The sequence below is a fragment of the Inquilinus sp. YAF38 genome, assembly GCF_052113205.1.
Taxonomy (GTDB): domain Bacteria; phylum Pseudomonadota; class Alphaproteobacteria; order DSM-16000; family Inquilinaceae; genus Inquilinus.
Genome location: NZ_JBFRCU010000050.1, coordinates 19,812 through 45,760 on the forward strand (window position 1 = coordinate 19,812; position 25,949 = coordinate 45,760).

Sequence of the window (25,949 nt, forward strand, 5' to 3'; positions counted from 1 at the left end):
CGGCCCCCGGTGGGATCGGGGCTCCTCAGCCCCGGATGAAGCCCAGCAGGTCGCGGTTGAAGCGCTCCCTGTCGGTCAGGAACAGGCCGTGCGGCGCGCCGGGATAGATCTCGATCCGGCTGCCGGGGATCGCCTCGGCGACGGCGCGGCCGCAGAGATCGGCCGGCGCCAGGCGGTCGCCATCGCCCTGCAGGACCAGCGTCGGCACCGTGACGGCCTGGAGGTCGACCCGGAAATCCGCGGCGGCGTTGGCGCGCTGGCAGCCGATCGCGGCCCACAGTGCGGTCTGCAGCGCCAGGTCGAGGCCCCAGCGCACCAGCTCCGGCGAGCAGGCGGCGCCGAACAGCGCCTCGCCATTGGCGGCGTAATAGGCCGGCCGGTCGGCGCGCATGCCCTCGATGGCGTGGTCGAAGACGCTCCTGCCGTCGGCATCCGGCGGGAAGGCCAGAGCCGGGCACGGCGGCAGAGGTGCCGCCAGGACGATCCGCGCCACCCGGGCAGAGCCGTGGCGCGACAGGGTGCGCACGATCTCGCCGATCGCCATCGAGTGCCCGACCAGGGTGGTTTCCTGCAGGTCGAGCGCCGTGATCACGGATGCAAGATCGTCGGCCAGGGTGTCGAAATCGTAGCCGTCGCCGGGATGGTCGGAGCGGCCGTGACCGCGCCGGTCATAGGCCAGGCAGCGCAGCCCAGCCGGAGCCAGCTCCGCCATCTGTCCTTCCCAGATCTCGGCGCAGAGGGTGAAGCCGTGCAGGAACAGGACCGGGCGCCCCCGCCCGATGTCCTTGACGCGAAGCAGGGTGCCGTCGCGGGTCTCGATCATGGGTCTCTCTCCGCTGGTGTGGGCGGATGAGAGCGCAGTTGGGGGCGTGGAAGCGATTACCTGTCGGGTAAGCGAATGCGATCAGCTGACGCCGAAGCGGGAACGCCAGCGTTCGATGTCGGCCAGCGAGACGTTGCCGCCGCACAGGATCAGCGCCACCCGCGCGTCGCGCGGCAGCCGGTCCTTCAGCCGCAGCGCCGCGGCCCAAGTGCAGCCGGCAGCGGGCTCGGTCACCACCTTGGCCTGCTCGGCCAGGACCTGCACGCCGCGCACCGCTTCGGCATCCGGCACCACCAGCACCTCCTCCACCGCGTCGCGCACGATGGCGAGCGTGCGCTCGGAGACCGAGGGCGCGCCCAGCGTGGTGGAGATCGAGGTGATGGCCGGCAGGCGCACCGGCTTGCCCGCGGCCAGGGCCTGGCTCATGGCGTCGGCGCCCTCGGTCTCGACGCCCCAGATCCGGATCTCGGGCCGCAGCGCCTTCACCGCGGTGATGACGCCCGAGATCATGCCGCCGCCGCCGATCGAGGCGATGATGTCGGTGGTGTCGGGCGCGTCCTCCAGCAGCTCCAGCCCCATCGTGCCCTGGCCGGAGATCACCCGCGGGTCGTCGAAAGGATGGATCAGGGTGCGGCCGGCCGCCGCCTGGCGCTCGGCCTCGGCGAAGGCGGCGGCGATGTCGGAGACCAGCACCACCWCCGCCCCCWCGGCGCGGGTGCCGGCGACGTAGTTCTCCGGCGTCGCATTCGGCATGATCAGCGTGGCGTTCAGACCCAGCACGCGGGCGGCATAGGCGACACCGAGCGCATGGTTGCCGCCGGAGACCGCGACCACTCCGGCCACGCGTTCCGCCTCGCCCAGGCTGAGCATGGCGTTGAAGGCGCCGCGCGCCTTGAACGAGCCGCCATGCTGCAGCAGCTCCAGCTTCGCCACCACCGGCAGGCCGAGCCGGCTGCCCAGCAGCTCACGCGGCAGGGTCGGGGTGCGCAGCACATGGGGAGCGATGCGGGCGCGCGCCGCGCGGATCGTCTCGAGCGTGATCGCCGTCACGGGGTACCTCGTCCTGGCGGAAATGGCCGCGCTCAGAATTGGCGCAGCAGCCTTTCGATATAATCCCGTTCCGGCGGCGGGCGCGAGCGGTCGTTCAGCCGCTGGCGCAGCTCGTCGAGGATGGCACGGGCGCGTTCGGTGTCGAACTTGGTCGGCAGGCCGACATCCCCTTCGGTGGTGCCGCCGCTGTTGGTCATCGGCCGGCCCAGCGGATCCTGGTTCTCGAACATCTGCCCGTTCTGGGCGCGGCCGACCATGCCCGGCTGGGCGCCCATGCCTTCCATCATCTGCTGCGCCATGCCCTGCAGACCTTGCTGCAGCTGGTCCAGCGCCTCAGTCTGCGACGGCACGGCGCCGCCGGGGTCGCCCTGGCCCAGGGCCTCGCCCGACTGCTTCATCGCCCTCTCGGCCCGGCCGAGCGGCATCGGGATATCGCCGCCCATGTCGCCGAGCTCACGCATCAGCTCGCCCAGCGCCCGGCGCAACGCCTCCTGGGTCTGGGCATTCTGCTCCGGCGTGCCCTGCTGCGGCTGCGACGGGTCGCCCTCCTCGCCGCCTTCCTGCGCCTGCTGCTGGCGGTAGGTCTGGTCGAGCAGCTGGCGCTGCGCGTTGGTCAGCTTCTGCAGGTCCTTCAGCAGGTTCATGGCTTTCTGCTGCGCCTCGGCCTGCTGCTGGCTCATCTGCCCCATCTGCAGATTTTCCATCATGTTCTGCATCTGGGACAGAAGCTGCCGCGCCTGGTCCTTGGCGCCGGATTCAGACAGTTGCTGCATCCGGTCGATCATGTCCTGGAACTGCTTGCGGTCCATGATCTGCGCGTCCGGCGGCAGCGGCATCTCCTTCAGCTCGCCGCGCTGCATCTTGTCCCGCATCTGTTCGGCCATCGCCTGCAGGTAGCGGTCCATCGCCCGGCGCAGCTCGTCGGTGAGCTGCTTGATCTCCTCGTCGCCGGCGCCGCGCTCCAGCGCATCGGCCAGGCGCTGCTGGGCGTCGCGCAGCGACCGCTCGGCCAGCGACATGTCGCCGTCCTCGATCCGCAGCGCGGTGTCCCACAACAGGTCGCGCAACGGCGCGACATGCGGCTTCGGATCCTCCTGGGCGAAGAACAGCCGCCGGGCGGCGGTGCGCAGCGCCAGGAACACCACCCGGTCGTCATAATAGCGGTCCGGCCGCTGCGACAGCATGTCCAGCGTTTCGGCCACGGTCTGCGACTGCTCCGGCTGCAGGGTCAGGATGCGGCGCTGCTCGATGATGGCGCGGGCCACCGGGTGGTGGAACTCGCGCTCCGGCAGCGTCACCCGCTCCGGCGCCGACTTCGTGCTCTGCCCCGCCGCGTCGGTGGCGGTCAGCACGATGTCGGCCGCCTGCCCGGCCCAGGCATGCGGCGTCAGGTCCTGGTAGCTGGTGGTCTTGATCTCGCGCGGCCAGCGGCCCGGCACCGAGAGCGGGATGGTCATCGGCGTCTGGTCCAGCACCGCGGGCGCGCCCGGGGCCAGGGTGACGGTCGCGGTCAAAGTGGCGATGCCGTAATCATCGCCGGCGGTGGCGTCGAGCCGCAGCGCCTGGCGTTCGGTCGGCTTCGGCTTGTCGGTGAAGGCGACGGTCGGCGGCGCGTCCGGCACCACCTTCACCGGCCAGTCGCCCAGCACCGTGCCGTCCTGGCTGACCGACAGCCGGTCGCCGCCGGTGACCTTGGCCTGGAGCTCGTAACTGCCGCCTTCGATCGGGGTGAAGGCGGTTTCGCTGCCGGCGAGGCTGAGCGTCGGGACTTCGTCGCCGCCGGCGACGCGGCCGACCAGGGCGCTGCCGACCGGGATCTCGACCGGCCCCGGCGCCGGCTGGCCCGCCCCGGGTGCCGCCACCTGCCCGGCGGTGAGGTAGATCGGCGCCCGTCCAGTGTAGGACGGCGGTGTGACGAACAGGTCGAGCCGCGGCGCGGTGGCGGCGGTGGCGCCGAACAGCCCGGGCGACACGGCCCGGCCGAGCCGTCCGCGCCAGTCGTCGCCGGCGGCGACCACGGCCAGGATCAGCCCGATCACCACCAGGCCGCGCAGGGCGAAGCGGTCGGCCTCAGCATTGCGCGGCCGCGGCAGGCGGGGCTTGAGCAGGCGCAGCTGGGCGGCGCGCTGGGCCAGATGGCGCTGCCACAGCACGCGGCTGAGCGGGTCGGAGGTGCCGGTGGCCTGGGTGTCGTGCAGGGCGGTCAGCGGCCGGTGCTCGATGCCGCTGTCGTGCTCCAGCCGGCGCCGCGCCGCCAGGCCGTCGGGCAGGCGCAGCCGCCACAGCGGCCGGCTGGCGACGACCAGCGCGGCGGCGAAGGCGACCAGGATCAGGGTATGCAGCCAGCCCGGCAGGTCGGGCAGCAGGTCGAAGCCGGCAAGGACCAGGAAGGCGCCGAGCACGGTGGCGACCGGCCAGGCGGCACGCCACACTGCCTCCCAGGACGCAGCCAGCCACGCCAGCGCGATCTTGACGCGCGGCTCGGCCGGCTTGTCCGTCCCCGGGGCCTCCGTGGGGCTGCGGGCCACTCCTACGCCTCCGTCTAGTCGAGCCAGGGCGGCAGGCTCTCCCCGGCGACCATCTCCTCAAATGTGGGCCGTTTTCTGACGATGGCAAACCGATCTTTATCGACCAGCACCTCCGGCACCAGCGGCCGGGTGTTGTAGGTCGAGGCCATCACCGCGCCATAGGCCCCGGCGCCGGTGAAAGCGACGAGGTCGCCGGCGGCCAGCGGCGGCAGGGACCGCGCCTTGGCGAAGGTGTCGCTGCTCTCGCAGACCGGTCCGACCACGTCGAATTCGGCCTCGGCCGCGCCTTCCGCCGGCTGGCGTAGCGGCACGATGCCGTGCCAGGCGTCGTACATCGCCGGGCGCACCAGGTCGTTCATCGCCGCGTCGAGGATCACGAAGTTCCGCGTCCGCCCGGGCTTGATGAAGAGCACCCGCGACAATAGGACGCCGGCATCGCCGCAGATCGACCGGCCCGGCTCGCACATCAGCTGGCAGCCCAGATCGCCCACAGTCTCGCGCACGATGCGGGCATAGTCGGCCAGGGCCGGGGCCGGGTCGCCCTTGTAGGAGATGCCGATGCCGCCGCCGAGATCGAGCCGCTCGACCACATGGCCGGCGGCGCGCAGGTCGCGCACCAGCTCGGCCAGGCGGCGATAGGCGTCGCGATAGGGCGACAGGTCGAGCAGCTGGCTGCCGATATGGGCGGCGATGCCGACCGGGCGAACGCCGGGCAACGCCCGCGCCCGGTCATAAGCCACCGCCGCGTCCTCGAGTTCGATGCCGAACTTGTCGCCCTTGCGGCCGGTCGAGATCTTGGTGTGGGTCTTGGCGTCGACATCCGGGTTCACCCGGAAGGCGACGACCGCGTCGCGCCGCAGCCGCACCGCGACCTGCGACAGCAGTTCCAGCTCCTGCAGCGATTCCACGTTGATCTGGTGGATGCCGGCCAGCAGCGCCGCCTCCAGATCCTCGACGGTCTTGCCGATGCCGGAGAAGACGATGCGGTCGGGCGGGCAGCCGGCGGCCAGCGCCCGCTTCATCTCGCCGGTCGAGACCACGTCGATGCCGGCGCCCTGCGCCACCAGGGTGCGCAGCACCGCGAGGTTGGAATTGGCCTTGGCGGCGAAGCAGACCGCGATCGGCAAGCCGGCCAGCGCATCGACATAGGCGCGATAATTCGCGACCAGCGCCGCGGTCGAATAGACATAGGCCGGCGTGCCGACCTGCGCGGCCACGGCGGCGAGGTCGACATCCTCGGCGAAGAGGGCGCCGTCGCGATAGGCGAAGGTGGTCATGTGCTGGGATAGCCTCGTGGATAGGCGGAGGTCTTGCTGTCGGGGGCGCTGACCGAGGCCGCCTTCTTGCCGCAGGCGACGAGTCCGAAGGCAAGGATGACGGCGAGGAGCAGCCTCAGAATGACGGCGGATTTCACAGGAAACGCTCCTTTGCGGCTTGGACGGCCTCGCGCACCCGGTCGGGCGCGGTGCCGCCGTAACTCTTGCGGCTGGCGACCGAGGCCTCGGCGGTCAGCACGGCGTAGACGGCATCGGTAATGCCGGCATGGACCGCCCGCATCTCGGCGAGCGGCAGGTCGGACAGGCGGCAACCTTTGTCCTCCGCCCGCTTCACCAGATGGCCGGTGATGTGATGAGCGTCGCGGAACGGCACGCCGAGGGTGCGCACCAGCCAGTCGGCCAGGTCGGTCGCGGTCGGGAAGCCGGCCTCGGTGGCCCGGCGCATCGCCTCGGCGTTGACGGTCCAGCTCTCGACCATGCCGGTCATCGCCGCGAGGCACAGCATCAGCGTGTCGTCGGCGTCGAACACCGGTTCCTTATCCTCCTGCATGTCCTTCTGATAGGTCAGGGGCAGGCCCTTCATCACGGTCAGCAGCGCGGCCAGGCTGCCGAACACCCGGCCGGTCTTGCCGCGCACCAGCTCCGCCGCATCCGGGTTGCGCTTCTGCGGCATGATCGACGACCCGGTCGAGAAGCCGTCGGACAGGCGGACGAAGCGGAACTGCGGCGTCGACCAGAACACGATCTCCTCCGCCAGCCGTGACAGGTGCATGGCGCAGATGCCGGCGGTGGCGAGGTAGTCGAGCGCGAAGTCGCGGTCGGAGACGCTGTCGAGCGAATTGGCGGTCGGCCGGTCGAAGCCCAGCGCCTGCGCCGTCGCGTGCCGGTCGATCGGATAGGGCGTGCCGGCCAAAGCGGCGGCGCCGAGCGGGCATTCATTGGCCCGGGCGCGGGCGTCGGCGACGCGGCTGCGGTCGCGGCCCAGCATCTCGACATAGGCCAGCAGGTGATGGCCGAAGGTGACCGGCTGCGCCACCTGCAGATGGGTGAAGCCGGGCAGGATGGTGTCGGCGTGCCGTTCGGCCTGGCCGATCAGCGCCGCCTGCAGCGCCTGCAGCCCCTGCTCCAGCCGGTCGAAGGCATCGCGCACCCACAGGCGGAAATCGGTCGCCACCTGGTCGTTGCGGCTGCGCGCCGTGTGCAGCCGCCCGGCGGCCGGGCCGATGATCTCGGTCAGCCGCGACTCCACGTTGAAGTGGATGTCCTCGAGCGAGGTCTTGAACTCGAAGCGGCCCTCGGCGATCTCGCCGGCGATCTGCTCGAGGCCGCGGTCGATCGCGGCGGCGTCCTCGGCGGACACGATGCCCTGGGCGGCGAGCATTGCGACATGAGCGCGCGAACCGGTGATGTCCTGCGCCCAGAGCTTGCGGTCGAAACCGATCGAGGCATTGATCCGCTCCATGATCGCAGCCGGGCCGGCGGCGAAGCGGCCGCCCCACATCGGATTGGTGCCTTTATCGGGCACGACGGGGGTGGCAGGCTGGGTCGGATCGGACATGGGGTGCGGACCGGATGAGGAAGAGAGCAACGATCGCCGCGGGCGCGGCCGGCCTGGCGCTGCTGCTGGCGGCGGGCGCGGCCTGGTGGACGCTGCGAACCCCGGAGGGCCGGCCGCCCCTGGGCGGCACCGTCGCCAGCTTCGTCCTGGCCGACCGGCCTGAGCCGGCCCCGGAGATTACCTTCTCCGACGCCGCGGGCAACACCCTTCGTCTCACCGACTTCAAGGGCAAGGTGGTGCTGGTCAATCTGTGGGCGACCTGGTGCGCCCCCTGCGTCAAGGAGATGCCGGCGCTGGACCGGCTGCAGGCCAGGCTGGGCGGCGCCGATTTCACCGTGCTGGCGCTGTCGATCGACCGCGAGGGGCTGGCCAAGGTGCAGCCCTTCTTCGCCGCCAACAAGATCGGCGCGCTGGCGCCCTATCTCGACCCCGGCGGCCGGTCGCCGGCGCAGTTCGGCGCCCGCGGCCTGCCGACGACCCTGCTGATCGACCGCGACGGCACGGTGGTGGGCCACCAGGAGGGCGCCGCCGAATGGGACGACGACAACTCGGTCGCGCTGCTGCGGTTCTTTCTCGATCGCGGCAAGGCGGGATCTGCCTGATGGCGGATCAGAACGGCGCGGCGCCCGAATACAGGCCCAGCAGGACCATCACGCCGTAACCCCAGAGCACCGTCCGCAGCACCATCGTCCCCTCCCTTGCGCCGCCGGGCGGCGGCATCCGATGCAGGGAAGTTAGGCGCTGAGTGTATCGGTGGGATGTCGGCGGGACGGCCGAATTGTATCGTCCGTGTCGCGGCGGCTCAAATGGGTGTCGAACCCATGTAGAAGCCGATCAGAACGAGTACGCCGTAAACCCAGATGATCGTGCGGAGCATCATGACCTTATCCTCGGGCTCGAGGCCCAGGATCATGTCTACGCCGCCTTCCGTGAATGAGATGTGACGCCGGTCACGGGTGCGATTCACGCTGCCGGAATGGCCGGCGAATGAACCGTTCTCGTCACGCGTGATATACGATGACACTGTTCGTCATGGAGAGAGACCATGCGCGTGGCGAAGTGGGGCCACAGCCTGGCGGTACGACTGCCAGCGGCTGTGATTGAAGCGCTTAGTCTGAAGGAAGGCGACGAGATCGAGATTCGCGTCGCCACTGACCGCACCGTCCTCGTCGAAAGGACCCGCGGCCGGCAGCAGGCGATGGAACGACTGCGCAGGCTACGGCGGTCCTTCCCGCTCGGCTTCCGTTTCAACCGTGACGAAGCGAACAGGCGCTGAGGTGCGCCTCTATCACGTTCTGCTCGATCTTAAGCTGTCATGCCCGGGCTTGACCCGGGCATCCAGAGACTGTCGACATCTTCTGGATTGCCGGGTCAAGCCCGGCAATGACAGGTAGAGAGCAGAGGTGCACCAATGACCATCCGCCCCCGCCGTTCGCTGCTCTACGTCCCCGGCTCCAACCCGCGCGCGCTGGACAAGGCGCGCACGCTGGACGCGGACGGGCTGATCCTGGACCTGGAGGATGCGGTCGCGCCGGATGCCAAGGTGGCGGCGCGCGAGCGGGTGGTGGCGGCCGTCCGCGCCGGCGGCTGGGGGCCGCGCGAGGTGCTGGTGCGCGCCAACGCCGCCGACACGCCCTGGGGCGCCGACGACCTGGCCGCCCTGGCCGGCAGCGGCGCCKACGGCATCGTCCTGTCCAAGGTCGAGCGGCCGGAGACGGTGACGGCGGCCGAGGCCGCGCTGACCGAGGCCGGCGCGCCGAAGGACCTGATGCTGTGGTGCATGATCGAGACGCCGCTCGGCGTGCTGAATTCCGCCGCGGTCGCCGGCGCCTCCGCGCGGCTTGCCGGGCTGATCCTCGGCACTTCGGACCTGGCCAAGGACCTGCGGGCGGCGCATGAGCCGGGGCGGCAGCCGCTGCTGACCGCGCTGGGCCTGTGCCTGCTGGCCGGCCGCGCTTACGGCCTGGCGGTGATCGACGGCGTCCATCTCGACCTCGAGGACGCGGCCGGCTTCGCCGAATCGTGCCGCCAGGGCGCGGCTATGGGCTTCGACGGCAAGTCGCTGATCCACCCGAAGACCCTCGCCGCCGCCAACGCCGCCTTCGCCCCGAGCGTGGAGGCGGTGGAGACCGGGCTGCGGGTGATCGCCGCCCATGCCGCGGCGCTGGCCGCCGGCCAGGGCGTCACCATCGTCGACGGCCGGCTGGTCGAGGCGCTGCATGTCAGCGATGCGGAGCGGGTGGTGGCGATGCACCGCGCCATCGCCGAACGCAGCTGCGGGTAGAGGTTTCGGCTCACGCCGGCCCAGTTGCGAATGGCTCGCATCTGCTTGAAACTATTGGCCTGTTCGTTGACTTGCTGCAGTGCGGCGCGTAAGTCACTCCCCGACCCGTTCAGGCTCGATCGCGACCCGCGCCTGATGTCCATTGCGCATCGGAGTAAATCCGCATGTCCGCCTCCGAGGCAGTTCCTCAGAAACGGCCGAGGCCACTTTCGCCCCATCTGCAGATCTACCGTCCGCAGATGTCGACCGCGCTTTCGATCTTCCATCGCGGCACCGGCATTGCCCTGGCCATCGGCACCCTGCTGCTGGCCTGGTGGGTGATCGCGGCGGCCGCCGGCCCCGAGGCCTTTGAAGCGGCGCAGTGGTTCATCGGCTCCTGGCTCGGCCTGCTGATGCTGTTCGGCTGGACGGCGGCGCTGTTCTACCATCTCTGCGCCGGCATCCGGCACCTGGCCTGGGACGCCGGCTGGGGCTACGACCTGCCGACCATGCACAAGACCGGCTATGCCGTGCTGATCGCCACCGCGGTGCTGACCGTGCTGGCCTGGATCATCGGCCTGGTGGTGTGGTGATGACGACCAAGCCCGCTTCCCTACGCAACCCGCTGGCCCATGCCCGCGGCCTCGGCTCCGCCAAATCCGGCTTCGCCCATTGGCGCGGCCTGCGCGTCACGGCGCTGGCGCTGATCCCGCTGACCATCTGGTTCGTGATCGCGGTGATCGCCCATCTCGGGTCGCCGCTGCCGGAAGTCCGGGCTTGGCTGGCCCATCCGGTCAACGCCGCCCTGTTCATCCTGTTCATCGCCATCGGCCTGCATCACGCCGCCAATGGCCTGACCGAGGTCTATGAGGACTACATCCACGGCCACCACACCAAGCTGGTCGCCGACCTGGCGACCAAGGGCGTGGCCCTGTTCCTGGCGGCGGCGATGACCGTCTCCGTCCTCAAGATCGCCATCCTGGGATAACCCCATGCCAGCGTCCTATACCTTCATCGATCATTTCTACGACGTGGTCGTGGTGGGCGGCGGCGGCGCCGGCCTGCGCGCCACCTTCGGCATGGCCGAAAAGGGGCTGAAGACCGCCTGCATCACCAAGGTCTTCCCGACCCGCAGCCACACCGTCGCGGCCCAGGGCGGCGTCTCCGCCGCGCTCGGCAACATGGGGCCGGACGACTGGCGCTGGCACATGTACGACACCGTCAAGGGCTCCGACTGGCTCGGCGACCAGGACGCGATCGAGTACATGTGCCGCGAGGCGATCCCGGCGATCATCGAGCTCGAGCATTACGGCATGCCCTTCAGCCGCACGGAGGAGGGCAAGATCTACCAGCGCGCCTTCGGCGGCATGACCACCGAATATGGCAAGGGCCGCGCCTACCGCACCTGCGCCGCGGCCGACCGCACCGGCCACGCCATGCTGCACACGCTGTACCAGCAGGCGCTGAAGCACGAGGCGGAGTTCTTCGTCGAGTACTTCGCCATCGACCTGATCATGGACGAGGAAGGCACCTGCCGCGGCGTCGTCGCCTGGAACCTGGACGACGGCACGATCCACCGCTTCTTCGGCCACCAGACGGTGCTGGCGACCGGCGGCTACGGCCGCGCCTACTTCTCCTGCACCTCGGCCCACACCTGCACCGGCGACGGCGGCGCCATGGCGGCGCGGGCCGGCCTGCCGCTGCAGGACATGGAGTTCGTGCAGTTCCACCCGACCGGGATCTACGGCGCCGGCTGCCTGATCACCGAGGGCGTGCGCGGCGAAGGCGGGTACCTGACCAACAGCGAGGGTGAGCGCTTCATGGAGCGCTACGCCCCCTCGGCCAAGGACCTGGCGTCGCGCGACGTGGTCAGCCGGTCGATGACGATCGAGATCCGCGAGGGCCGCGGCGTCGGCCCGACCAAGGACCACATCCACCTGCATGTCGAGCATCTCGACGCCGACATCATCCACCACCGCCTGCCCGGCATCGCCGAGAGCGCCAAGATCTTCGCCGGGGTCGACGTGACCAAGGAGCCGATCCCGGTCCTGCCGACGGTGCACTACAACATGGGTGGCGTGCCGACCAACGTGCATTGCGAGGTGGTCAACCCGACCGCCGCCGACCCGAACCGCGTGGTGCCGGGGCTGATGGCGATCGGCGAGGCCGCCTGCGTCTCGGTGCACGGCGCCAATCGGCTGGGCTCGAACTCGCTGCTCGACCTCGTGGTGTTCGGCCGCGCCGCCGCGATCCGCTGCGCCGAGCTGATCAAGCCCGGCCAGACGCACAAGCCGGTGCCGGCCGATGCCGGCCAGTTCGCGCTGAACCGGCTGGACCGCGTGCGCCATGGCAAGCAGGAGGTCCGCACCTCCGACCTGCGGCTGGAGATGCAGCGGACGATGCAGAACGACGCCGCCGTCTTCCGCACCGGCCAGACCCTGGCCGAGGGCTGTGAGAAGATGGACGCCACCTGGGACAAGCAGAAGGGCCTGGGCGTCGACGACAAGTCGCTGATCTGGAACTCGGATCTGGTGGAGACGCTGGAGCTCGAGAACCTGATGATCAACGCGGTGACCACCATCCGGTCCGGCGTCAACCGCGAGGAGAGCCGCGGCGCCCATGCCCGCGAGGATTTCCCGGACCGCAACGACGTCGACTGGATGAAGCACAGCGTCGTCTGGATCGACGAGGCCGGCCGCACCCGCATCGACTACCGCCCGGTCCATCTCCAGCCGATGACCAACGAAGTCCAGAGCTTCCCGCCCAAGGCGCGGGTGTACTGAGGGAGGATAAAAAAGCCAGCCTGCTCAACGCTATCGACTCTGGAGTTCGTTTCTCTTGATCGTCATCCCCGCGAAAGCGGGGATCTCCTCGGGACCGCGGATGGACAAGTCCTTCTTCGTCTACATCATGGCGAGCCGGAAGGATGGTGTGCTCTACACCGGCGTCACATCCAATCTTCCGAAACGGGTCTGGGAGCATCGAAACAAGATCGTTTCGGGGTTTACCGCACGCTACGGTGTCGGACGCTTGGTCTGGATCGAACCGCACGAGAATGCCGAGTCCGCCATCCGGCGGGAGAGGCAGATCGAGAAGTGGCGAAGAGCATGGAAGGTGGAGTTGATCGAGAAGGACAATCCGGCTTGGGCCGACCTGTTCGACTCGCTGAACGAGTAGGTGAGAGATCCCCGCTTTCGCGGGGATGACGAGGTTGGTTAGGGGCTGGTACCGCAATTGCTATCCGGCGCCGAAACAAGGTCGAGCGCGACCCGAGGACGACATGGCCGAATTCACCCTGCCCCGCAATTCCAAGGTCCAGCCCGGCAAGACCGTGCGGGTCCCCGGCGAGATCAAGAAGCCGCGGACCTTCAAGATCTATCGCTGGGACCCGGACACCGACGAGAATCCGCGGCTCGACACCTACGAGATCGACTTGGCGCGCTGCGGGCCGATGGTCCTGGACGCCATCATCCACATCAAGAACGACATCGACTCGACCCTGACCTTCCGGCGCTCCTGCCGCGAGGGCATCTGCGGGTCCTGCGCGATGAACATCGACGGCACCAACACGCTGGCCTGCCTCAAGCCGATCGAGGAGGTCCAGGGCGACGTCAAGATCTACCCGCTGCCGCACATGCCGGTGGTGAAGGACCTGGTGCCGGAGTTGACCCACATCTACGCGCAATACGCGTCGATCAAGCCCTGGCTGCGGACCGAGAGCCCGCCGCCGCCCGACCGCGAGCGCCGGCAGAGCCCGGAGGAGCGCGAGAAGCTGGATGGCCTGTACGAGTGCATCCTGTGCTTCTGCTGCACCACCAGCTGCCCTAGCTATTGGTGGAACGGCGACAAGTATCTCGGCCCGGCGGTGCTGCTGCAGGCCTATCGCTGGATCGCCGACAGCCGGGACGAGATGACCGGCGAGCGGCTGGATGCGCTGGAGGATCCGTTCCGCCTCTACCGCTGCCACACCATCATGAACTGCACCAAGACCTGCCCGAAGGGCCTCAATCCCGCCAAGGCGATCGGCGAGATCAAGAAGCTGATGCTGGAGCGCGCCGGCTGACCTGCGTCAACCCGCAGTAAAACGTCACAAAAAAGCGCTGGTGACCCCGGCGCTTTTTTCTTATCAACCGCCCAGTCTAACCACGATCTGTCCACCTGACGGAGCGATCCTGCACGCAACACACTCGAGGAGTGTCCTTCTAAATGGCGAACCCCGCACGCACACCCTTTGCCGGCCGCATTCTCATGGTCGGTTTCGGCTCGATCGGCCAGGGCGTGCTGCCGCTGCTGCTGCGGCACCTGACCCTGACCTCCGACCGCGTCACCATCGTGACGGCGGAGACGAGAGGGCAGAAGGAGGCGGAACTGTACGGCGTCCGCTTCATCCATGAACCGGTCACCCGCAGCAATTATCGGACACTCCTCGAACCGCTGCTCGGCCCGGGCGACGCCCTGGTGAACCTCTCGGTCGACGTCTCCTCGGTCGCGCTGATCGAATTGGCGCGGGAGCGCGGGGCGCTCTACATCGACACCTGCATCGAGCCCTGGCTGGGCGGCTACACCGACCCCGACCTCAGCCCGGCCGACCGGTCGAACTATGCGCTGCGCGAGGCGGCGCTGGCACTCGGCCGCGCTCCCGGCACGCCGACCGCCGTGGTGACGCATGGCGCCAATCCCGGCCTGGTCTCGCATTTCGTCAAGCGCGCGTTGCTCGACATCGCCGCGGCGACCGGCTTCGAGCCGCCGGTGCCGGCCGACCGCGCCGGCTGGGCGGGCCTGGCCAGGACGCTGGGCGTGAAGGTGATCCATATCGCCGAGCGCGACACCCAGGTCGCCCGCTTCCCGAAGCAGCCCGGCGAGTTCGTCAACACCTGGTCGATCGACGGCTTCGTCGGCGAGGGCTGCCAGCCGGCCGAGCTGGGCTGGGGCAGCCATGAGCGCCACTTCCCGGCCGACGGCCACCGCCATGTCGCCGGGTCGCAGGCGGCGATCTGGCTGGCCCGTCCCGGCGCCGCGACCCGGGTGCGGACCTGGACGCCGCTGGCCGGGCCGATCCACGGCTTCCTGATCACCCACAACGAGGCGATCTCGCTGGCCGACTACCTGACCGTCGGATCGGGCGCGCAGCCGGAATACCGGCCGACCGTGCACTACGCCTACCACCCGTCGGACGACGCGGTGCTGTCGGTGCATGAATTCGTCGGCCGCAACTACGAGCTGCAGCCGAACAAGCGGCTGATGATGGACGAGATCACCGAGGGCATGGACGAGCTCGGCGTGATGCTGGCCGGCCATGCCAAGGGCGCCTACTGGTACGGCTCGCGCCTGACCATCGGCGAGGCGCGCGAGCTGGCGCCGCACAACAACGCCACCAGCCTGCAGGTGACGGCGGCGGTGCTGGGCGGGCTGGTCTGGGCGATCGAGAACCCGGATCGCGGGCTGGTCGAGCCCGAGGAGATGGACCATGAGCGGGTGCTGCAGGTCGCGGCGCCCTATCTCGGCGAGCTGGCCGGCGCCTTCACCGACTGGAACCCGCTGCAGGGCCGCGGTCAGCTATTCCCCGAGGACATCGACCCCGAGGACCCCTGGCAGTTCCAGAACATCCGGGTGGTGTGACCGGCTTCCGCCCGGTCGCCGGCCTGTCCCGCGAGGAGCGGGCGCGGGTCGGCGCCCTGGTGGCCGGGCACCCGGTGTTCGCCCTGTACTGGGATGCGGCGCTCGACGCCGCGGCGGCAGGCGACCGCAGCCGGATGGTGCGGCTGGAGCCGGAGGGCGCCGTCCTGGGCATCGATTTCGACGGGCTGTCGATCTACACTCCGATCGGCAGCGTCGGCGACGCCGCGCTCTTCTCCCTGCCGGCCGATCCGCGGCCGCTGGAGCTGCATCTGACCCCCGAACAGGCAGATCGGCTGCGCCCCGCCTTCGGCGATCGGCTGATGCTGGAGGACGGGCTGCGCTTTTACGCCCGGCCGCTGGGCGATCTTCCAGAGCCCGATCCCGCCTGCCAGCGGATGGGACCGGGCGAGCTGGAGCCGCTGCGCCGCTTCTACGCCGCGCATTACCCGGCGACGGTGTTCTCAGCCTGGATGCTGGCGCTGCCCTTCGTCGCCATCGTCGAGGATGGCCGCCCGGTCGCCGCCGGCGGCGTCCTCGCCCGCGCCGGCAGCCGGGTGATGATCGGCAACTTCCTGGTTGACCCCGCCCGCCGCGGCGAAGGCCTGGCCGGGCGGGTGCTGGCCGGCCTGCTGGCGGCGCTGCAGGCCGAGGGCGTGACCACGGCGCTGCTGGCCACCAACGACCTCAACCCGGCGGCCTGCCGGGTTTATGAACGCGCCGGCTTCACCCTGATCGAGCGCCGCGTGCAGCTGGACCTGCGCGCGGCCTGATACCGGCGGCCTTTGAGATCAATTCTCCAGCCTTCCGCGTCATGGCGAGCGAAGCGACGTGGCCATCCAGGGGGCGCCGATGGATGGCCACGCCCCTGCGGGGCTCGCCATGACGGATTAATATTTCGCGCCATGGGTATGACACGGCGCGCCGTGCTAACTTTGGCCGGACTGAGAGGGAAAGCCCCGTGGAACCGCTGGACCGCATTACCCGACAGCCCGGGTTGATGGACGGAAAGGCCTGCATTCGCGGGATGCGGGTCACGGTTGGCATGATTGTCGGTCAGATCGGCGCCGGTCACAGCATCGACGAGGTTCTTGCCGACTATCCCTACCTGAACCGCGAGGACGTCATGCAGGCGCTGCGCCACGCCGCTCGTTTGACCTGACGCGCCGTCGCTTCAGGCCAGGAATGCGCCGCCTTGTCTGGCATTTCGCCGGGGCTTGCGGTAAGCACCCTCGCCATGCCCGATGTTGCAGCGCAAGACGACGAGCCGCTTGCCCTCTACCGCCGCCGGATCGCCGAGGGCGTGCTGCGGGCCGATCCCGCCCAGGCCGCGGCGGTCGAGAAGCTGCAGCGGCTGCATCGGCAGCTGCGCAGCTACACCCCGCCCGAGCCCGAGGGCAACGGCCTGCTGGCCCGCCTGGGCTTCGGCAAGAAGAAGCCGGCGGTCGACCCGCCGCGCGGCCTGTACTTCTGGGGCGGCGTCGGGCGCGGCAAGTCCATGCTGATGGACCTGTTCTTCGACACCACGCCGGTGCCGCGGAAGCGCCGGGTGCATTTCAACGCCTTCATGCTCGAAGTGCATCAGCGTATCCATGAATGGCGCCAGTCGGGCGCCGCCGCCGAGAGTGACAGCGCCGATCCGATCCCACCGCTGGCCCGCCGCATCGCTGCCGAGGCGTGGCTGCTGTGCTTCGACGAGTTCCATGTCGTCGACATCGCCGACGCCATGATCCTGGGCCGGTTGTTCCAGGCGCTGTTCGGCCTGGGCGTCATCGTGGTCGCGACCTCGAACTGGCCGCCGGACGAGCTGTACAAGGACGGGCTGCAGCGCGACCGCTTCCTGCCCTTCATCGCCATGATCAAGAAGAAGCTGGAGGTGGTGCAGCTGGATGGCGGCCGGGACTATCGGCTGGACCGGCTGCGCGGCCGACCGGTCTATCATTCGCCGCTGGGCGGCCTGGCGCACAAGGCGCTGGCCGACCTGTTCGCCGACCTGACCGACGGCGCCGAGGGCGCTCCGGTCACCCTGCCCGTCCCCGGCGCCCGCACGCTGGAGGTGCCGCGCGCCGCCCGGGGCGTGGCCTGGTGCGACTTCGACGCGCTGTGCGCCCGGCCGCTGGGCGCCGCCGACTACCTGACCCTGGCCGACGCCTTCCACACCGTGATCATCGAGGGCGTGCCCCACTTCACCGAGGCCAAGCGCCACGAGATGAAGCGCTTCATCGTGCTGATCGACAGCCTGTACGAGGCCCGCCGGCGGGTGGTGATCGCGGCCGAGGTGCCGGTCACCCAGCTCTACGCCGGCGACAGCCAGGCGCTGGAATTCGCCCGCACCGAGAGCCGGCTGATGGAGATGCAGTCGGCCGAATATGTCGAGGCGAAGAAGGCGGCCTGAGACCGCCTGTCCTCTTTCAGGCCGGGTCGGCCGCCGGGAAATCGGTGCTGCGGGTCACCTCTTCCCAGAGGTTCATCTCCTCGATCAGCGCATCGAGCTTGGTCTGAGCGCGGTGCAGGGCATCGCTTCCCAGCAGCAGATGCAGCGGCGGGTTATCCGCCCGGACGGCCGCGCGGATGGCCTGCGCGGCCCGGTCGGGATCGCCGAGCTGCTTCCCGGCCATGCTGTCGAACGCCGCCGCGCTGCGCCCGACGCTGGCCGCATAGGCCGCGTCCTCCGCCTCGCTCTTGCGGATCGAATGCGTCGACAGGAAGTCGGTCCGGAAGGCGCCTGGCGCCACCGCGGTGACCTTGATGCCGAGGGGCGCGACCTCCTGCGCCAGGCCCACGCTCAGCCCCTCCAGCGCATGCTTCGCCGCTGCATACAGGCTGGAGCCGGGGCCGGGGGCCCGGCCCGCGATCGAGGTGATGTTGACGATGTGGCCGGAGCCCTGGGCCCGCAGATGGGGCAGCGCCGCGCGGATGATGCGGAACGGCGAGAACACGTCGACATCGAACAGCCGCGCCACATCGGCATCGCCGGCCTTCTCGACGGCGCCGAGCAGGCCGTAGCCCGCATTGTTGACGATCACGTCGACGCGGCCAGCCAGGGCAAAGGCCCGTTCGACGGCCGCTTCCGCCGCTGCGCCGTCGGCGAGGTCGAGGGTGAGGACGTGCAGCGTCCCCGCCCCGGCCGGCAGGTCGGGCCCGCCGCTTCTGACGGTGCCGATGACGGTGTCGCCTTCCGCCAGCGCCGCCTTGGCCAGCGCCAGCCCGAGGCCGCGCGAGATGCCGGTGATGAACCAGGTCGTCATGAGAGGTCTCCTGTTGCGACCTCCGAAATAGGCCCGGCCGGCGGCCTTCAGAATGCACGGCATTCTGACAGCGCTTGTAAGCTGCCCTTAAAAGCGGTTCATTGGCCCATGGATTCCCTGTTGTCGGGCAGCGACTACAATCAGCTGCGGGCCTTCGTCGCCGTCGGCGACCTGCTGAGCTTCAGCCGGGCGGCGGAGATGCTGGGCGTCTCGCCTTCGGCCCTGAGCCAGATGGTGCGCGGCTTCGAGGAGCGCGTCGGCGTGCGGCTGCTGAACCGGACCACGCGCAGCGTGGCGCTGACCGAGGCCGGCGAGAACCTGTTGCGCCGGGTGCGGCCGGTGGTGTCGGAGCTGAGCCAGGCGATCGGCCAGGTGCGGCGCTATCGCGAGCGGCCGGCCGGCACGGTGCGGATCCACGCCTTCCGCTCGGCCGCGGAGGCCTTCATCCAGCCGATCCTCTCGGCCTTCGCCGAAACTTATCCGGACGTCGTGCTCGACATCACCCTCGACGACGAGGTGACCGACATCGTCGCCGGCGGCTTCGATGCCGCGATCCGGATCGGCGAGGTGATCGAGCGAGACATGGTCGCGGTCCGCCTGGGCCCGGCGATGCGCCAGACCGCGGTGGCGTCCCCCGCCTATCTGGCCGCCCATGGCCGGCCGGAGCATCCGCGCGACCTGGTGCAGCATCGCTGCATCCGCTGGCGCTGGCCGGGGCGGGCCACGCCCTATGCCTGGGAGTTCTTCGAGGATGGCGGCTGGTTCTCGGTCGCGGTCGACGGCCCCCTGATCGTCAACGACAAGGAGATGGCGCGGCGCGCGGCGCTGCAGGGCATCGGCATCGCCTTCCCGGTCGAGCAGACCGTGGCCGGCGACATTGCCGCTGGCCGGCTGGTGCCGATGCTGGAGCGGTGGTCCGCGACGTTCCCCGGACTGTTCCTGTGCTATCCGCAGCAGCGCCAGATGGCGCCCGCCCTGCGCGCCTTCATCGATGCGGTGAAAGCCGCGGCTGCCGGAACTGCCTCGTCGGCGACCGCGCCAGAGCCTTGATCGGAGCGCTGATGTCGCGGCGCAAGCGGGACCTTTTCGAAATCCCCTCATCCGTCATCCCCGCGAAAGCGGGGATCTCGCAACGCTTCGACCGGTAAGGGATTCCCGCTTTCGCGGGAATGACGGCGAAGAGATGAGTCGGTATTCAGCAAAGATCTCGCAAGCGGGCGTGATCGAGGAACGATCGCACCCGCTTCAGGCCTTCATCGTCACCAGGCGCTCGAAGGCGGCCAGGGTCTCGGCGCTGACATGGTGCTCGATGCCCTCGGCATCGATCTCGGCCGCCTCGTCGCTGACCCCGATCGACTTCAGGAACTCGACCACGATGCGGTGCCGCCGGCGGCAGGAATCGGCCATCTCGCGGCCGGCGTCGGTCAGGAAGATCGAGCGATAGGGACGGGCGCTGACCAGCCCTTCGCGCTGCAGCCGGGCGACGGTCTTGTTCACCGTGGCATGAGCGACGCCGAATCGCTCCGCCAGCTCGACGATCCGCGCCTCGCCCTGGCTGTCGATCAGCTCGGCGATCATCTCGACATAGTCTTCCGCCGTCTCGGTCTGCCGGGCCTGGCGCACCCGGCTGAACCCCGCGGCCTGCAGCCCGGTGTCGGTCGGGCGGTCCTGTTCCGTCATCTCGTCTGTCCTTCGGAGCCGGATGCCTCCTGGCCCCATTGATGAGTCTGGACCGCGGCGCCGCGGTCCACAGGCCGGCGCGGTTGCGGCGCATCATACCGGCAGATCGGAAAATGACAAGGTGATGACGCTTGCCAAGAATGTAGCCATGGCTACATTATACAGGACGGGGAGATCGAATCGGCAAACGACCTTCGCCCGCTGCGCGGCAGCGGAGAGAAACGAGCACGCATGATGAGAAGCGATATCGCGGCCCAGGACATCGCCCAGCAGGGCAGCGCCGCCGGCTCCGGCTGGCGCACGGATCCGACAGCCCCGAGCCTGCCCGAGGTGCATCGCAGCATCGCGGTGCCGGTCGGCGTCGGCTGGCTGCGCAAGCTGTTCGCCTTCGTCGGTCCCGGCTATCTCGTCGCCGTCGGCTACATGGACCCGGGCAACTGGGCGACCGACCTGGCCGGCGGCTCGGCCTTCGGCTACACGCTGCTGTCGGTCATCCTGCTGTCGAATGTGATGGCGATCCTGCTGCAGGCGCTGTCCGCCAAGCTGGGCATCGTCACCGGGCGCGACCTGGCCCAGGCCTGCCGCGACCATTACCCGAAGCCGGTCGCCATGGCCCTGTGGCTGCTGTGCGAGATCGCGATCGTCGCCTGCGACCTGGCCGAGGTGATCGGCACCGCGATCGCGCTGCAGCTCTTGTTCGGGATCCCGCTGCTATGGGGCGTGGTGCTGACCGCGCTCGACGTCATGGTGGTGCTGTACCTGCAGAACCGCGGCTTCCGCCATCTCGAGGCCTTCATCATCGGCCTGATGCTGGTCATCGCCGGCTGCTTCCTGGTCGAGCTGATCCTGGCCCAGCCGGCCATCGCCGAGATCGCCCGCGGCTTCATCCCGTCGCCCGAGATCGTCACCAACCCGGAGATGCTGTACATCGCCATCGGCATCATCGGCGCGACGGTGATGCCGCATAACCTGTACCTGCACTCCTCGATCGTGCAGACCCGGGCCTATGACCGGACCGAGACCGGCAAGCGCGAGGCGATCCGCTACGCCACCATCGATTCGACCGTGGCGCTGATGTTCGCCCTGTTCATCAACGCCGCGATCCTGATCCTGGCCGCCGCCGCCTTCCACACCACCGGCCGGACCGAGGTGGCCGAGATCCAGGACGCCTACCAGTTGCTGGCACCGGCGCTGGGCGTCGGCATCGCCAGCACCCTGTTCGCCGTGGCGCTGCTGGCCTCCGGCCAGAACTCGACCCTGACCGCCACCCTGGCCGGGCAGATCGTGATGGAGGGCTTCCTCTCGATCCGGCTGAGACCCTGGCTGCGGCGGCTGATCACCCGCGGCATCGCCATCGTGCCAACGGTGATCGTCACCGCGATGTATGGCGAGAGTGGCACCGCCCATCTGCTGGTGCTGAGCCAGGTGGTGCTGAGCCTGCAGCTGCCCTTCGCCGTGGTGCCGCTGGTCGCCTTCACCAGCGACCGGGCCAAGATGGGCCGCTTCGCCAACCCGGCCTGGCTGAAATGGACCGCCTGGCTGGTCTCGGCGATCATCATCGTGCTCAACGTCAAGCTGCTGTTCGACTGGGTCACCGGGGCGTAGCCGGCCGGAGCAGTCGCTCCAGGGCTTGGTCGAGCCCGTCCGGCAGGGCCAGGCCGAACACCTCGGCCAGCACCGATTTCACCTCGGCGGCGTTCGCGAGGGTCCGCCGTTCGATGCCGCCGTCCAGCCGGTGCACGGCGTAGTCGGTATTGCGCAGGGCGTGGCGGCTGCCTGGCTGCGGCCGGGCGACGATCAGGCCGGTGACGAAATGCGAGCCGGGATGGGTGGCGAGGTACCAGTTGGCCGCCTCGTAATCGACCGGCCACTGCTCCTGCAGGTCGAAGCGGTACAGCGACTTCCACTCCTCGCCGACCTTGGTTTGAAGCTTGAGGTCGCGGTCGACGGGCAGCAGCCGGAAGGGCTCGTGCGGCGTCGGCTGCCCGATGCCGAGCTCGAGGCGCAGCACGCCGGTCAGGGTCTGGCCGCCGAAGCCGACATCGACGATCCGTGGCCCGTCATCGAGCACGACCCGCAGCAGCATATGGCTGCGCGGGCTGACATGGTCCTCCGGGTGGCCCCACAGCACCCGTGCGGCAAGGGCGGTCACCCGGAAGCCGATGGCCAGCAGCGCCAGGCGCAGCAGCAGGTTCTGCTCGAAGCAGTAGCCGCCGCGGCCGCCCTGCACCAGCTTGCGCTGCAGCGAAGCGGGATCGAGCAGCGGCGTACGGCCGAGGAACGGGTCGAGATTCTCGAACGGGATGGTGCAGGCGTGGCGGAAGACCAGCGCCTGCAGCGTCGCCAGATCCGGCGCCACCGGCCGGTCATGGCCGATCCGGCGCAGATAGGCGTCGAGATCGAAGCTGTCGGTCATAGCGGCTCCCCCACAGCAGCAGCCTGCGGAGGAGGAGCCTAACCCGACGCGGTCAGATCACGAAGTCGATGCCGGGCGGCACCGGGATCGAGTGGTCCATGGTGAGGGCAGGGAGTGGCTCCGAACACGAGCCGATGATGCGGGCGGGGACGCCCACCGCGGTCCGGTGCGGCGGCACGGAGGCCAGCACCACGCTGCCGGCACCGATCTTGGCGCCCTCGCCGATCTCGATGTTGCCGAGGATCTTGGCGCCGGCGCCGATCAGCACGCCGTCGCGAACCTTGGGATGGCGGTCGCCGCTTTCCTTGCCGGTGCCGCCGAGGGTGACGCCGTGCAGGATCGAGACGTCGTTGCCGACCACCGCGGTCTCGCCGATGACGACGCCGGTGCCGTGGTCGATCAGCAGCCCCCAGCCGATCCGGGCGGCGGGGTGGATGTCGACCGCGAGGCTCTCCGATACCCGGCTCTGCAGGAAGCTGGCGAGGGCGTGGCGCCCCTGGCCGAGCAGCCAGTGGCCGACCCGGTGCCATTGCAGCGCGTGGAAGCCCTTGAAGAACAGGAACGGCGTCAGGTGGTTGCGTGCCGCCGGGTCGCGGTCCTTGATGGCGTCGAGGTCGAGCACCGCGTGGCCGGCGATGGTCGGGTCGGCGCGCATCGCCTCGGACGCCAACGCCAGCAGCCGGTCATGGCAGGCGGTGTCGCATTCCAGCTTGGTGGCCAGCAGGCGGGCGAGCGCGTCGCTGAAATCCGCGGCGCCGAGCACGATGCGTTCGACGACCGGGGCCAGGATCGGCTCCTGCCGCGCCAGGACGGTGGCGGAATCGCGCATCAGCGCGAAGACCTCGGCGTTCCGGTCGAACACGATCGGGCCGGCAATTTCGGCCTTCCGCGCCAGGGCGGTGTCGGGCATGACCTCTTCCCCTTTGCCGGGCCGGGCGGCGGGGAGCTGCGCCCGGCAACAATGACCATCGAAATGAGATAGGACTTCCCCGGCGGCTTGTCATCAGCGGAGATGAATTCTTTAGTACTACATGAATCTTGTGATTAGATTTTTATTTCAACATGCAATTGTGTTTATAACCACGAGCTGCAGCGATCTGGGGTCCATATGTGTAGAGCGCCAGCGCCTAGCTTGGGCTGGCAATGGCGGGTCGGGATCTCGTACGGTCGCTCTGAATGCTGATCCCGGAGAACCACCAGAATGCCCGTCGCCGTCTTCGCCTCGGCCACCGATGATCCCGCCCAGTGGCTGCCGGCGCTGCGCACCGCGATGCCGGCGCTGGAGGTCCGGGTCTGGCCCGAGATCGGCGACCCGGCCGAGATCGACTATGCCATCGTCTGGAAGCCGCCGGCCGGGATGCTGGCGGGGCTGCCCAACCTCAAGGTGATCTATTCGCTCGGCGCCGGCATCGACGCCATGCTGCGCGACCCGACCCTGCCGGCCGACGTGCCGCTGGTGCGCATGGTCGATCTCAGCCTGACCGAGGGCATGGTCGAGTTCGTGGCCGAGCAGGTGCTGGCGATCCACCGCCAGGCCCGGACCTACCGCGCCCAGCGGGCGGCGGGGGTGTGGCGGCAGCACGACCAGCGGCTGGCGCGCGACGTCACGGTCGGCATTCTCGGCCTCGGCACGCTGGGCGGCGCCGTGGCGCGGGCACTGATGGCGCTGAACTTCCGGGTGGCGGGCTGGAGCCGGACGCCGAAGGCGGTCGAGGGCGTGGAAGGCTTTGCCGGCGCGGCCCGGCTCGACGCCTTCCTGGCGCAATCCGAGATCCTGGTCTGCCTGCTGCCGCTGACGGCGGAGACCGAGAACATTCTCGATCGCCGGCTGTTCGCCGCCCTGCCGCGCGGCGCCTGGGTGATCAATGCCGGGCGCGGCCATCACCTGGTCGATGCCGACTTGGTGGCGGCGCTCGATTCCGGCCATCTCGCCGGCGCGGTGCTGGACGTGTTCCGGACCGAGCCGCTGCCGCCCGACCACCCGTTCTGGACCCATCCGAAGGTGGTGCTGACGCCGCATGTCGCCGCCAACAACAACGCGACCTACGCGACCCTGCGCCTGGCGGAGCAGATCGCCCGCTTCGAGCGCGGTGAGCCGATGGAGGATGTGGTCGACCGGTCGCGGGGGTATTAGCCCCTCACACGTCGTCATTCCCGCGAAAGCGGGAATCTCTATCCGGTTGAGACGTGACGAGATCCCCGCTTTCGCGGGGATGACGAAACGGGGTTTTGGCTTCGAGAAGCCGCAGACGGCGGACCTACCGCTCGAACCGCCGCACCGCGGTGATGCCCTTGCCGTCCGCCGCCTGGGACCGGGCCGTGACCTCGCGCACCGGGTCGAGGGAGACGCAGGCGGCGCGGACATTGGCGTGGATCAGGGTCTCGCCGTCGACCATCAGCCCGACATGGCCGGGGAAATAGACCAGGTCGCCGCGCTGCAGCCCGGCGCCCTCATCGGTCCCGACCAGCGTCGCGGCGGTCTGCGCCTGGCGGTAGGTGTCGCGCTCGATGGCGTGGCCGGCGGCGGCACAGGCGAGCTGGGCCAGGCCGGAGCAGTCGATGCCGAGGCTGGAGCGGCCGCCCCAGAGATAGGGCACGCCGAGGAAGCGCTGCGCCGTCGCCACCACGTCGGGCTCGGCGGCGTCGAGCGGCCCCAGCGCCACCTCCGGCAGCCAGCCGCCGGGTTCCCCGGCCTCGCGGATCCGGGCATAGCCCTTCGCCGTCTCGATCACCTCGACCGGGCTGCGGAAGCTCAGAGCGCGGACCGGCGGCAGCTTGAAGTCGGGGCCCGGGTAGAGGAAGGCGCGGAAGGCCCGCACCCGGTGGGTCGGCGCGGCGATCCGGTCGGACAGGCCGGCCGCCTCGACATAACCGACATAGCCGTCCGCCATGAGCTGGCCCCAGGCCCAGCCGTCCTTGACCTCATAGACCGTGATGGTCTCGCCATGCAGCATCTCGGTCGCCTGGCCGCGCGATGCGTCGGGCGCCGAGCGCATCGGCACGATGCCGCGGACTGCCTGGTGCAGCGTGCCGGCGGCGTAGCGCTCCGCCGCATGAACGCCGCGCAGGCTCATCGCCGCGAGGTCCGGCCGCCACGGCACCAGCTTGCGGTCCAGCTCGGTCACGCCGCGACGCCGATCATGCTGGCCGCCTGGCGCACCAGATCGGCGAAGCCGTCGAGATAGGACTGCCCGGCCTCGGTCCGCTCGATCAGCACGTTGCGCCGGTCGGCCGTGTCGACGGTGCGGCGGGTCAGGCCGAGCTCGCCCAGACGATCGAGCGCCCGGGTCACCGCCGGCTTCGAGATGTGCAGGGTCGAGGACAGGCCGCGCACCGTGTGCGGCGCCGGGGTCAGATAGATGGTGAGCAGGAGCGCGATCTGCCGCGACGACAGGTCCGGCGCCTCGCGCCGGACCGCCGCGGTCAGGGCGTGGCGCCACAACTCCAGCGCCTGCAGCGAGGTCAGGGCGACGGTCATGCCGCTCCCGTC

Annotated in this window: 27 protein-coding genes; 15 read left to right on the forward strand and 12 right to left on the reverse strand. The window is 69.7% G+C overall.

What is annotated here, in order from left to right; translation table 11 throughout:
• Positions 1-25: 25 nt before the first annotated feature.
• From AB4Z01_RS21345 to argH, 6 genes are all read right to left on the reverse strand, one after another.
• Positions 26-823, reverse strand: a complete 798-nt coding sequence (locus AB4Z01_RS21345; protein ID WP_441697274.1) for an alpha/beta fold hydrolase — start codon at positions 821-823, stop codon at positions 26-28.
• 81 nt (positions 824-904) lie between these two features.
• A complete protein-coding gene (locus tag AB4Z01_RS21350; RefSeq protein WP_441697277.1) occupies positions 905-1,873 on the reverse strand; it encodes a threonine ammonia-lyase in 969 nt (322 codons plus the stop codon).
• Between the two features lie 32 nt (positions 1,874-1,905).
• Entirely contained in the window at positions 1,906-4,401 is a 2,496-nt protein-coding gene (locus tag AB4Z01_RS21355; protein ID WP_441697280.1) for a TIGR02302 family protein, read from the reverse strand.
• A 14-nt stretch (positions 4,402-4,415) separates the two neighbouring features.
• On the reverse strand, positions 4,416-5,678 hold the full coding sequence (gene lysA / locus AB4Z01_RS21360; protein WP_441697282.1) for a diaminopimelate decarboxylase: 1,263 nt from the start codon (positions 5,676-5,678) through the stop codon (positions 4,416-4,418).
• Complete coding sequence (locus AB4Z01_RS21365; protein WP_441697285.1) at positions 5,675-5,815, reverse strand: hypothetical protein; 141 nt, start codon at positions 5,813-5,815, stop codon at positions 5,675-5,677. The genes lysA and AB4Z01_RS21365 overlap by 4 nt, the downstream gene beginning before the upstream one ends.
• Positions 5,812-7,236, reverse strand: coding sequence for an argininosuccinate lyase (argH, locus tag AB4Z01_RS21370; protein ID WP_441697288.1), 1,425 nt, complete (start codon positions 7,234-7,236; stop codon positions 5,812-5,814). Before argH ends, AB4Z01_RS21365 begins: the two co-directional genes overlap by 4 nt.
• Before the next feature lie 14 nt (positions 7,237-7,250).
• Between argH and AB4Z01_RS21375 the strand changes: the two genes are divergently transcribed.
• The 12 genes from AB4Z01_RS21375 to zapE all read left to right on the forward strand — a co-directional run bounded on the left by AB4Z01_RS21375 (position 7,251) and on the right by zapE (position 17,510).
• Positions 7,251-7,838, forward strand: coding sequence for a TlpA family protein disulfide reductase (locus AB4Z01_RS21375; RefSeq protein WP_441697290.1), 588 nt, complete (start codon positions 7,251-7,253; stop codon positions 7,836-7,838).
• Between the two features lie 443 nt (positions 7,839-8,281).
• Positions 8,282-8,512: an AbrB/MazE/SpoVT family DNA-binding domain-containing protein gene (locus AB4Z01_RS21380; protein WP_441697292.1), complete on the forward strand. Its 231-nt coding sequence runs from the start codon at positions 8,282-8,284 to the stop codon at positions 8,510-8,512.
• A gap of 135 nt (positions 8,513-8,647) precedes the next feature.
• On the forward strand, positions 8,648-9,520 hold the full coding sequence (locus AB4Z01_RS21385) for an HpcH/HpaI aldolase/citrate lyase family protein (RefSeq protein ID WP_441697295.1): 873 nt from the start codon (positions 8,648-8,650) through the stop codon (positions 9,518-9,520).
• Between the two features lie 239 nt (positions 9,521-9,759).
• A complete protein-coding gene (sdhC, locus tag AB4Z01_RS21390) occupies positions 9,760-10,092 on the forward strand; it encodes a succinate dehydrogenase, cytochrome b556 subunit (protein ID WP_441697298.1) in 333 nt (110 codons plus the stop codon).
• Positions 10,092-10,487 (forward strand): succinate dehydrogenase, hydrophobic membrane anchor protein, encoded by a 396-nt coding sequence (gene sdhD / locus AB4Z01_RS21395; protein WP_441697301.1) that lies wholly within the window; start codon positions 10,092-10,094, stop codon positions 10,485-10,487. The genes sdhC and sdhD overlap by 1 nt, the downstream gene beginning before the upstream one ends.
• 4 nt (positions 10,488-10,491) lie before the next feature.
• On the forward strand, positions 10,492-12,282 hold the full coding sequence (sdhA, locus tag AB4Z01_RS21400; RefSeq protein ID WP_441697303.1) for a succinate dehydrogenase flavoprotein subunit: 1,791 nt from the start codon (positions 10,492-10,494) through the stop codon (positions 12,280-12,282).
• A gap of 100 nt (positions 12,283-12,382) precedes the next feature.
• A complete protein-coding gene (locus AB4Z01_RS21405) occupies positions 12,383-12,676 on the forward strand; it encodes a GIY-YIG nuclease family protein (protein WP_441697306.1) in 294 nt (97 codons plus the stop codon).
• A 103-nt stretch (positions 12,677-12,779) separates the two neighbouring features.
• Entirely contained in the window at positions 12,780-13,562 is a 783-nt protein-coding gene (locus AB4Z01_RS21410) for a succinate dehydrogenase iron-sulfur subunit (RefSeq protein WP_441697309.1), read from the forward strand.
• 143 nt (positions 13,563-13,705) lie between these two features.
• Positions 13,706-15,118: a homospermidine synthase gene (locus tag AB4Z01_RS21415; protein ID WP_441697312.1), complete on the forward strand. Its 1,413-nt coding sequence runs from the start codon at positions 13,706-13,708 to the stop codon at positions 15,116-15,118.
• Positions 15,115-15,888 carry a GNAT family N-acetyltransferase gene (locus AB4Z01_RS21420; RefSeq protein WP_441697315.1) on the forward strand — a complete coding sequence of 258 codons (774 nt, stop codon included), beginning with the start codon at positions 15,115-15,117 and terminating at the stop codon, positions 15,886-15,888. Before AB4Z01_RS21415 ends, AB4Z01_RS21420 begins: the two co-directional genes overlap by 4 nt.
• A gap of 188 nt (positions 15,889-16,076) precedes the next feature.
• Positions 16,077-16,277, forward strand: a complete 201-nt coding sequence (locus AB4Z01_RS21425; protein ID WP_441697318.1) for a DUF433 domain-containing protein — start codon at positions 16,077-16,079, stop codon at positions 16,275-16,277.
• A gap of 75 nt (positions 16,278-16,352) precedes the next feature.
• The gene (gene zapE, locus AB4Z01_RS21430) at positions 16,353-17,510 is read left to right on the forward strand and encodes a cell division protein ZapE (RefSeq protein ID WP_441697320.1); all 1,158 of its coding nucleotides are present in this window, start codon (positions 16,353-16,355) and stop codon (positions 17,508-17,510) included.
• 16 nt (positions 17,511-17,526) lie between these two features.
• Here zapE and AB4Z01_RS21435 read toward each other — a convergent pair whose 3' ends face one another.
• A complete protein-coding gene (locus tag AB4Z01_RS21435; RefSeq protein WP_441697323.1) occupies positions 17,527-18,363 on the reverse strand; it encodes an SDR family NAD(P)-dependent oxidoreductase in 837 nt (278 codons plus the stop codon).
• A gap of 108 nt (positions 18,364-18,471) precedes the next feature.
• On the opposite strand from AB4Z01_RS21435, the gene AB4Z01_RS21440 reads away from it, so the two are divergent.
• Complete coding sequence (locus AB4Z01_RS21440) at positions 18,472-19,413, forward strand: LysR family transcriptional regulator (protein WP_441697326.1); 942 nt, start codon at positions 18,472-18,474, stop codon at positions 19,411-19,413.
• 195 nt (positions 19,414-19,608) lie between these two features.
• On the opposite strand, the gene mntR is transcribed toward AB4Z01_RS21440, so the two are convergent.
• Entirely contained in the window at positions 19,609-20,043 is a 435-nt protein-coding gene (gene mntR, locus AB4Z01_RS21445; protein ID WP_441697328.1) for a manganese-binding transcriptional regulator MntR, read from the reverse strand.
• A gap of 231 nt (positions 20,044-20,274) precedes the next feature.
• Here mntR and AB4Z01_RS21450 point away from each other — a divergent pair, with 231 nt between their 5' ends.
• Positions 20,275-21,648, forward strand: a complete 1,374-nt coding sequence (locus AB4Z01_RS21450; protein WP_441697331.1) for an Nramp family divalent metal transporter — start codon at positions 20,275-20,277, stop codon at positions 21,646-21,648.
• On the opposite strand, the gene AB4Z01_RS21455 is transcribed toward AB4Z01_RS21450, so the two are convergent.
• Entirely contained in the window at positions 21,635-22,459 is an 825-nt protein-coding gene (locus tag AB4Z01_RS21455) for an arylamine N-acetyltransferase family protein (RefSeq protein WP_441697334.1), read from the reverse strand. The two genes, AB4Z01_RS21450 and AB4Z01_RS21455, sit on opposite strands and share 14 nt — an antisense overlap.
• Before the next feature lie 52 nt (positions 22,460-22,511).
• Entirely contained in the window at positions 22,512-23,369 is an 858-nt protein-coding gene (cysE, locus tag AB4Z01_RS21460) for a serine O-acetyltransferase (protein WP_441697337.1), read from the reverse strand.
• Positions 23,370-23,660: 291 nt separating this feature from the next.
• Here cysE and AB4Z01_RS21465 point away from each other — a divergent pair, with 291 nt between their 5' ends.
• Positions 23,661-24,593 (forward strand): 2-hydroxyacid dehydrogenase, encoded by a 933-nt coding sequence (locus tag AB4Z01_RS21465; protein ID WP_441697340.1) that lies wholly within the window; start codon positions 23,661-23,663, stop codon positions 24,591-24,593.
• A 124-nt stretch (positions 24,594-24,717) separates the two neighbouring features.
• Here the strand turns inward: AB4Z01_RS21465 and AB4Z01_RS21470 are convergent, their stop codons facing one another.
• Together AB4Z01_RS21470 and AB4Z01_RS21475 are read right to left on the reverse strand one after the other, a co-directional pair.
• Positions 24,718-25,584 (reverse strand): C40 family peptidase, encoded by an 867-nt coding sequence (locus tag AB4Z01_RS21470; RefSeq protein WP_441697342.1) that lies wholly within the window; start codon positions 25,582-25,584, stop codon positions 24,718-24,720.
• Positions 25,581-25,937, reverse strand: coding sequence for a MarR family winged helix-turn-helix transcriptional regulator (locus AB4Z01_RS21475; RefSeq protein WP_441697345.1), 357 nt, complete (start codon positions 25,935-25,937; stop codon positions 25,581-25,583). The genes AB4Z01_RS21470 and AB4Z01_RS21475 overlap by 4 nt, the downstream gene beginning before the upstream one ends.
• Positions 25,938-25,949 lie beyond the last annotated feature (12 nt).

What these genes read in the sequence shown, in the direction of transcription:
- AB4Z01_RS21345 (WP_441697274.1), bottom strand. Translation starts at nt 823, where the DNA reads ATGATCGAGACCCGCGACGGCACCCTGCTTCGCGTCAAGGACATCGGG.
- lysA (WP_441697282.1), bottom strand. Translation starts at nt 5,678, where the DNA reads ATGACCACCTTCGCCTATCGCGACGGCGCCCTCTTCGCCGAGGATGTC.
- argH (WP_441697288.1), bottom strand. Translation starts at nt 7,236, where the DNA reads ATGTCCGATCCGACCCAGCCTGCCACCCCCGTCGTGCCCGATAAAGGC.
- AB4Z01_RS21375 (WP_441697290.1), top strand. Translation starts at nt 7,251, where the DNA reads ATGAGGAAGAGAGCAACGATCGCCGCGGGCGCGGCCGGCCTGGCGCTG.
- AB4Z01_RS21380 (WP_441697292.1), top strand. Translation starts at nt 8,282, where the DNA reads ATGCGCGTGGCGAAGTGGGGCCACAGCCTGGCGGTACGACTGCCAGCG.
- sdhC (WP_441697298.1), top strand. Translation starts at nt 9,760, where the DNA reads ATGTCGACCGCGCTTTCGATCTTCCATCGCGGCACCGGCATTGCCCTG.
- sdhD (WP_441697301.1), top strand. Translation starts at nt 10,092, where the DNA reads ATGACGACCAAGCCCGCTTCCCTACGCAACCCGCTGGCCCATGCCCGC.
- sdhA (WP_441697303.1), top strand. Translation starts at nt 10,492, where the DNA reads ATGCCAGCGTCCTATACCTTCATCGATCATTTCTACGACGTGGTCGTG.
- AB4Z01_RS21405 (WP_441697306.1), top strand. Translation starts at nt 12,383, where the DNA reads ATGGACAAGTCCTTCTTCGTCTACATCATGGCGAGCCGGAAGGATGGT.
- AB4Z01_RS21410 (WP_441697309.1), top strand. Translation starts at nt 12,780, where the DNA reads ATGGCCGAATTCACCCTGCCCCGCAATTCCAAGGTCCAGCCCGGCAAG.
- AB4Z01_RS21415 (WP_441697312.1), top strand. Translation starts at nt 13,706, where the DNA reads ATGGCGAACCCCGCACGCACACCCTTTGCCGGCCGCATTCTCATGGTC.
- zapE (WP_441697320.1), top strand. Translation starts at nt 16,353, where the DNA reads ATGCCCGATGTTGCAGCGCAAGACGACGAGCCGCTTGCCCTCTACCGC.
- AB4Z01_RS21435 (WP_441697323.1), bottom strand. Translation starts at nt 18,363, where the DNA reads ATGACGACCTGGTTCATCACCGGCATCTCGCGCGGCCTCGGGCTGGCG.
- AB4Z01_RS21440 (WP_441697326.1), top strand. Translation starts at nt 18,472, where the DNA reads ATGGATTCCCTGTTGTCGGGCAGCGACTACAATCAGCTGCGGGCCTTC.
- mntR (WP_441697328.1), bottom strand. Translation starts at nt 20,043, where the DNA reads ATGACGGAACAGGACCGCCCGACCGACACCGGGCTGCAGGCCGCGGGG.
- AB4Z01_RS21450 (WP_441697331.1), top strand. Translation starts at nt 20,275, where the DNA reads ATGATGAGAAGCGATATCGCGGCCCAGGACATCGCCCAGCAGGGCAGC.
- AB4Z01_RS21455 (WP_441697334.1), bottom strand. Translation starts at nt 22,459, where the DNA reads ATGACCGACAGCTTCGATCTCGACGCCTATCTGCGCCGGATCGGCCAT.
- cysE (WP_441697337.1), bottom strand. Translation starts at nt 23,369, where the DNA reads ATGCCCGACACCGCCCTGGCGCGGAAGGCCGAAATTGCCGGCCCGATC.
- AB4Z01_RS21465 (WP_441697340.1), top strand. Translation starts at nt 23,661, where the DNA reads ATGCCCGTCGCCGTCTTCGCCTCGGCCACCGATGATCCCGCCCAGTGG.
- AB4Z01_RS21475 (WP_441697345.1), bottom strand. Translation starts at nt 25,937, where the DNA reads ATGACCGTCGCCCTGACCTCGCTGCAGGCGCTGGAGTTGTGGCGCCAC.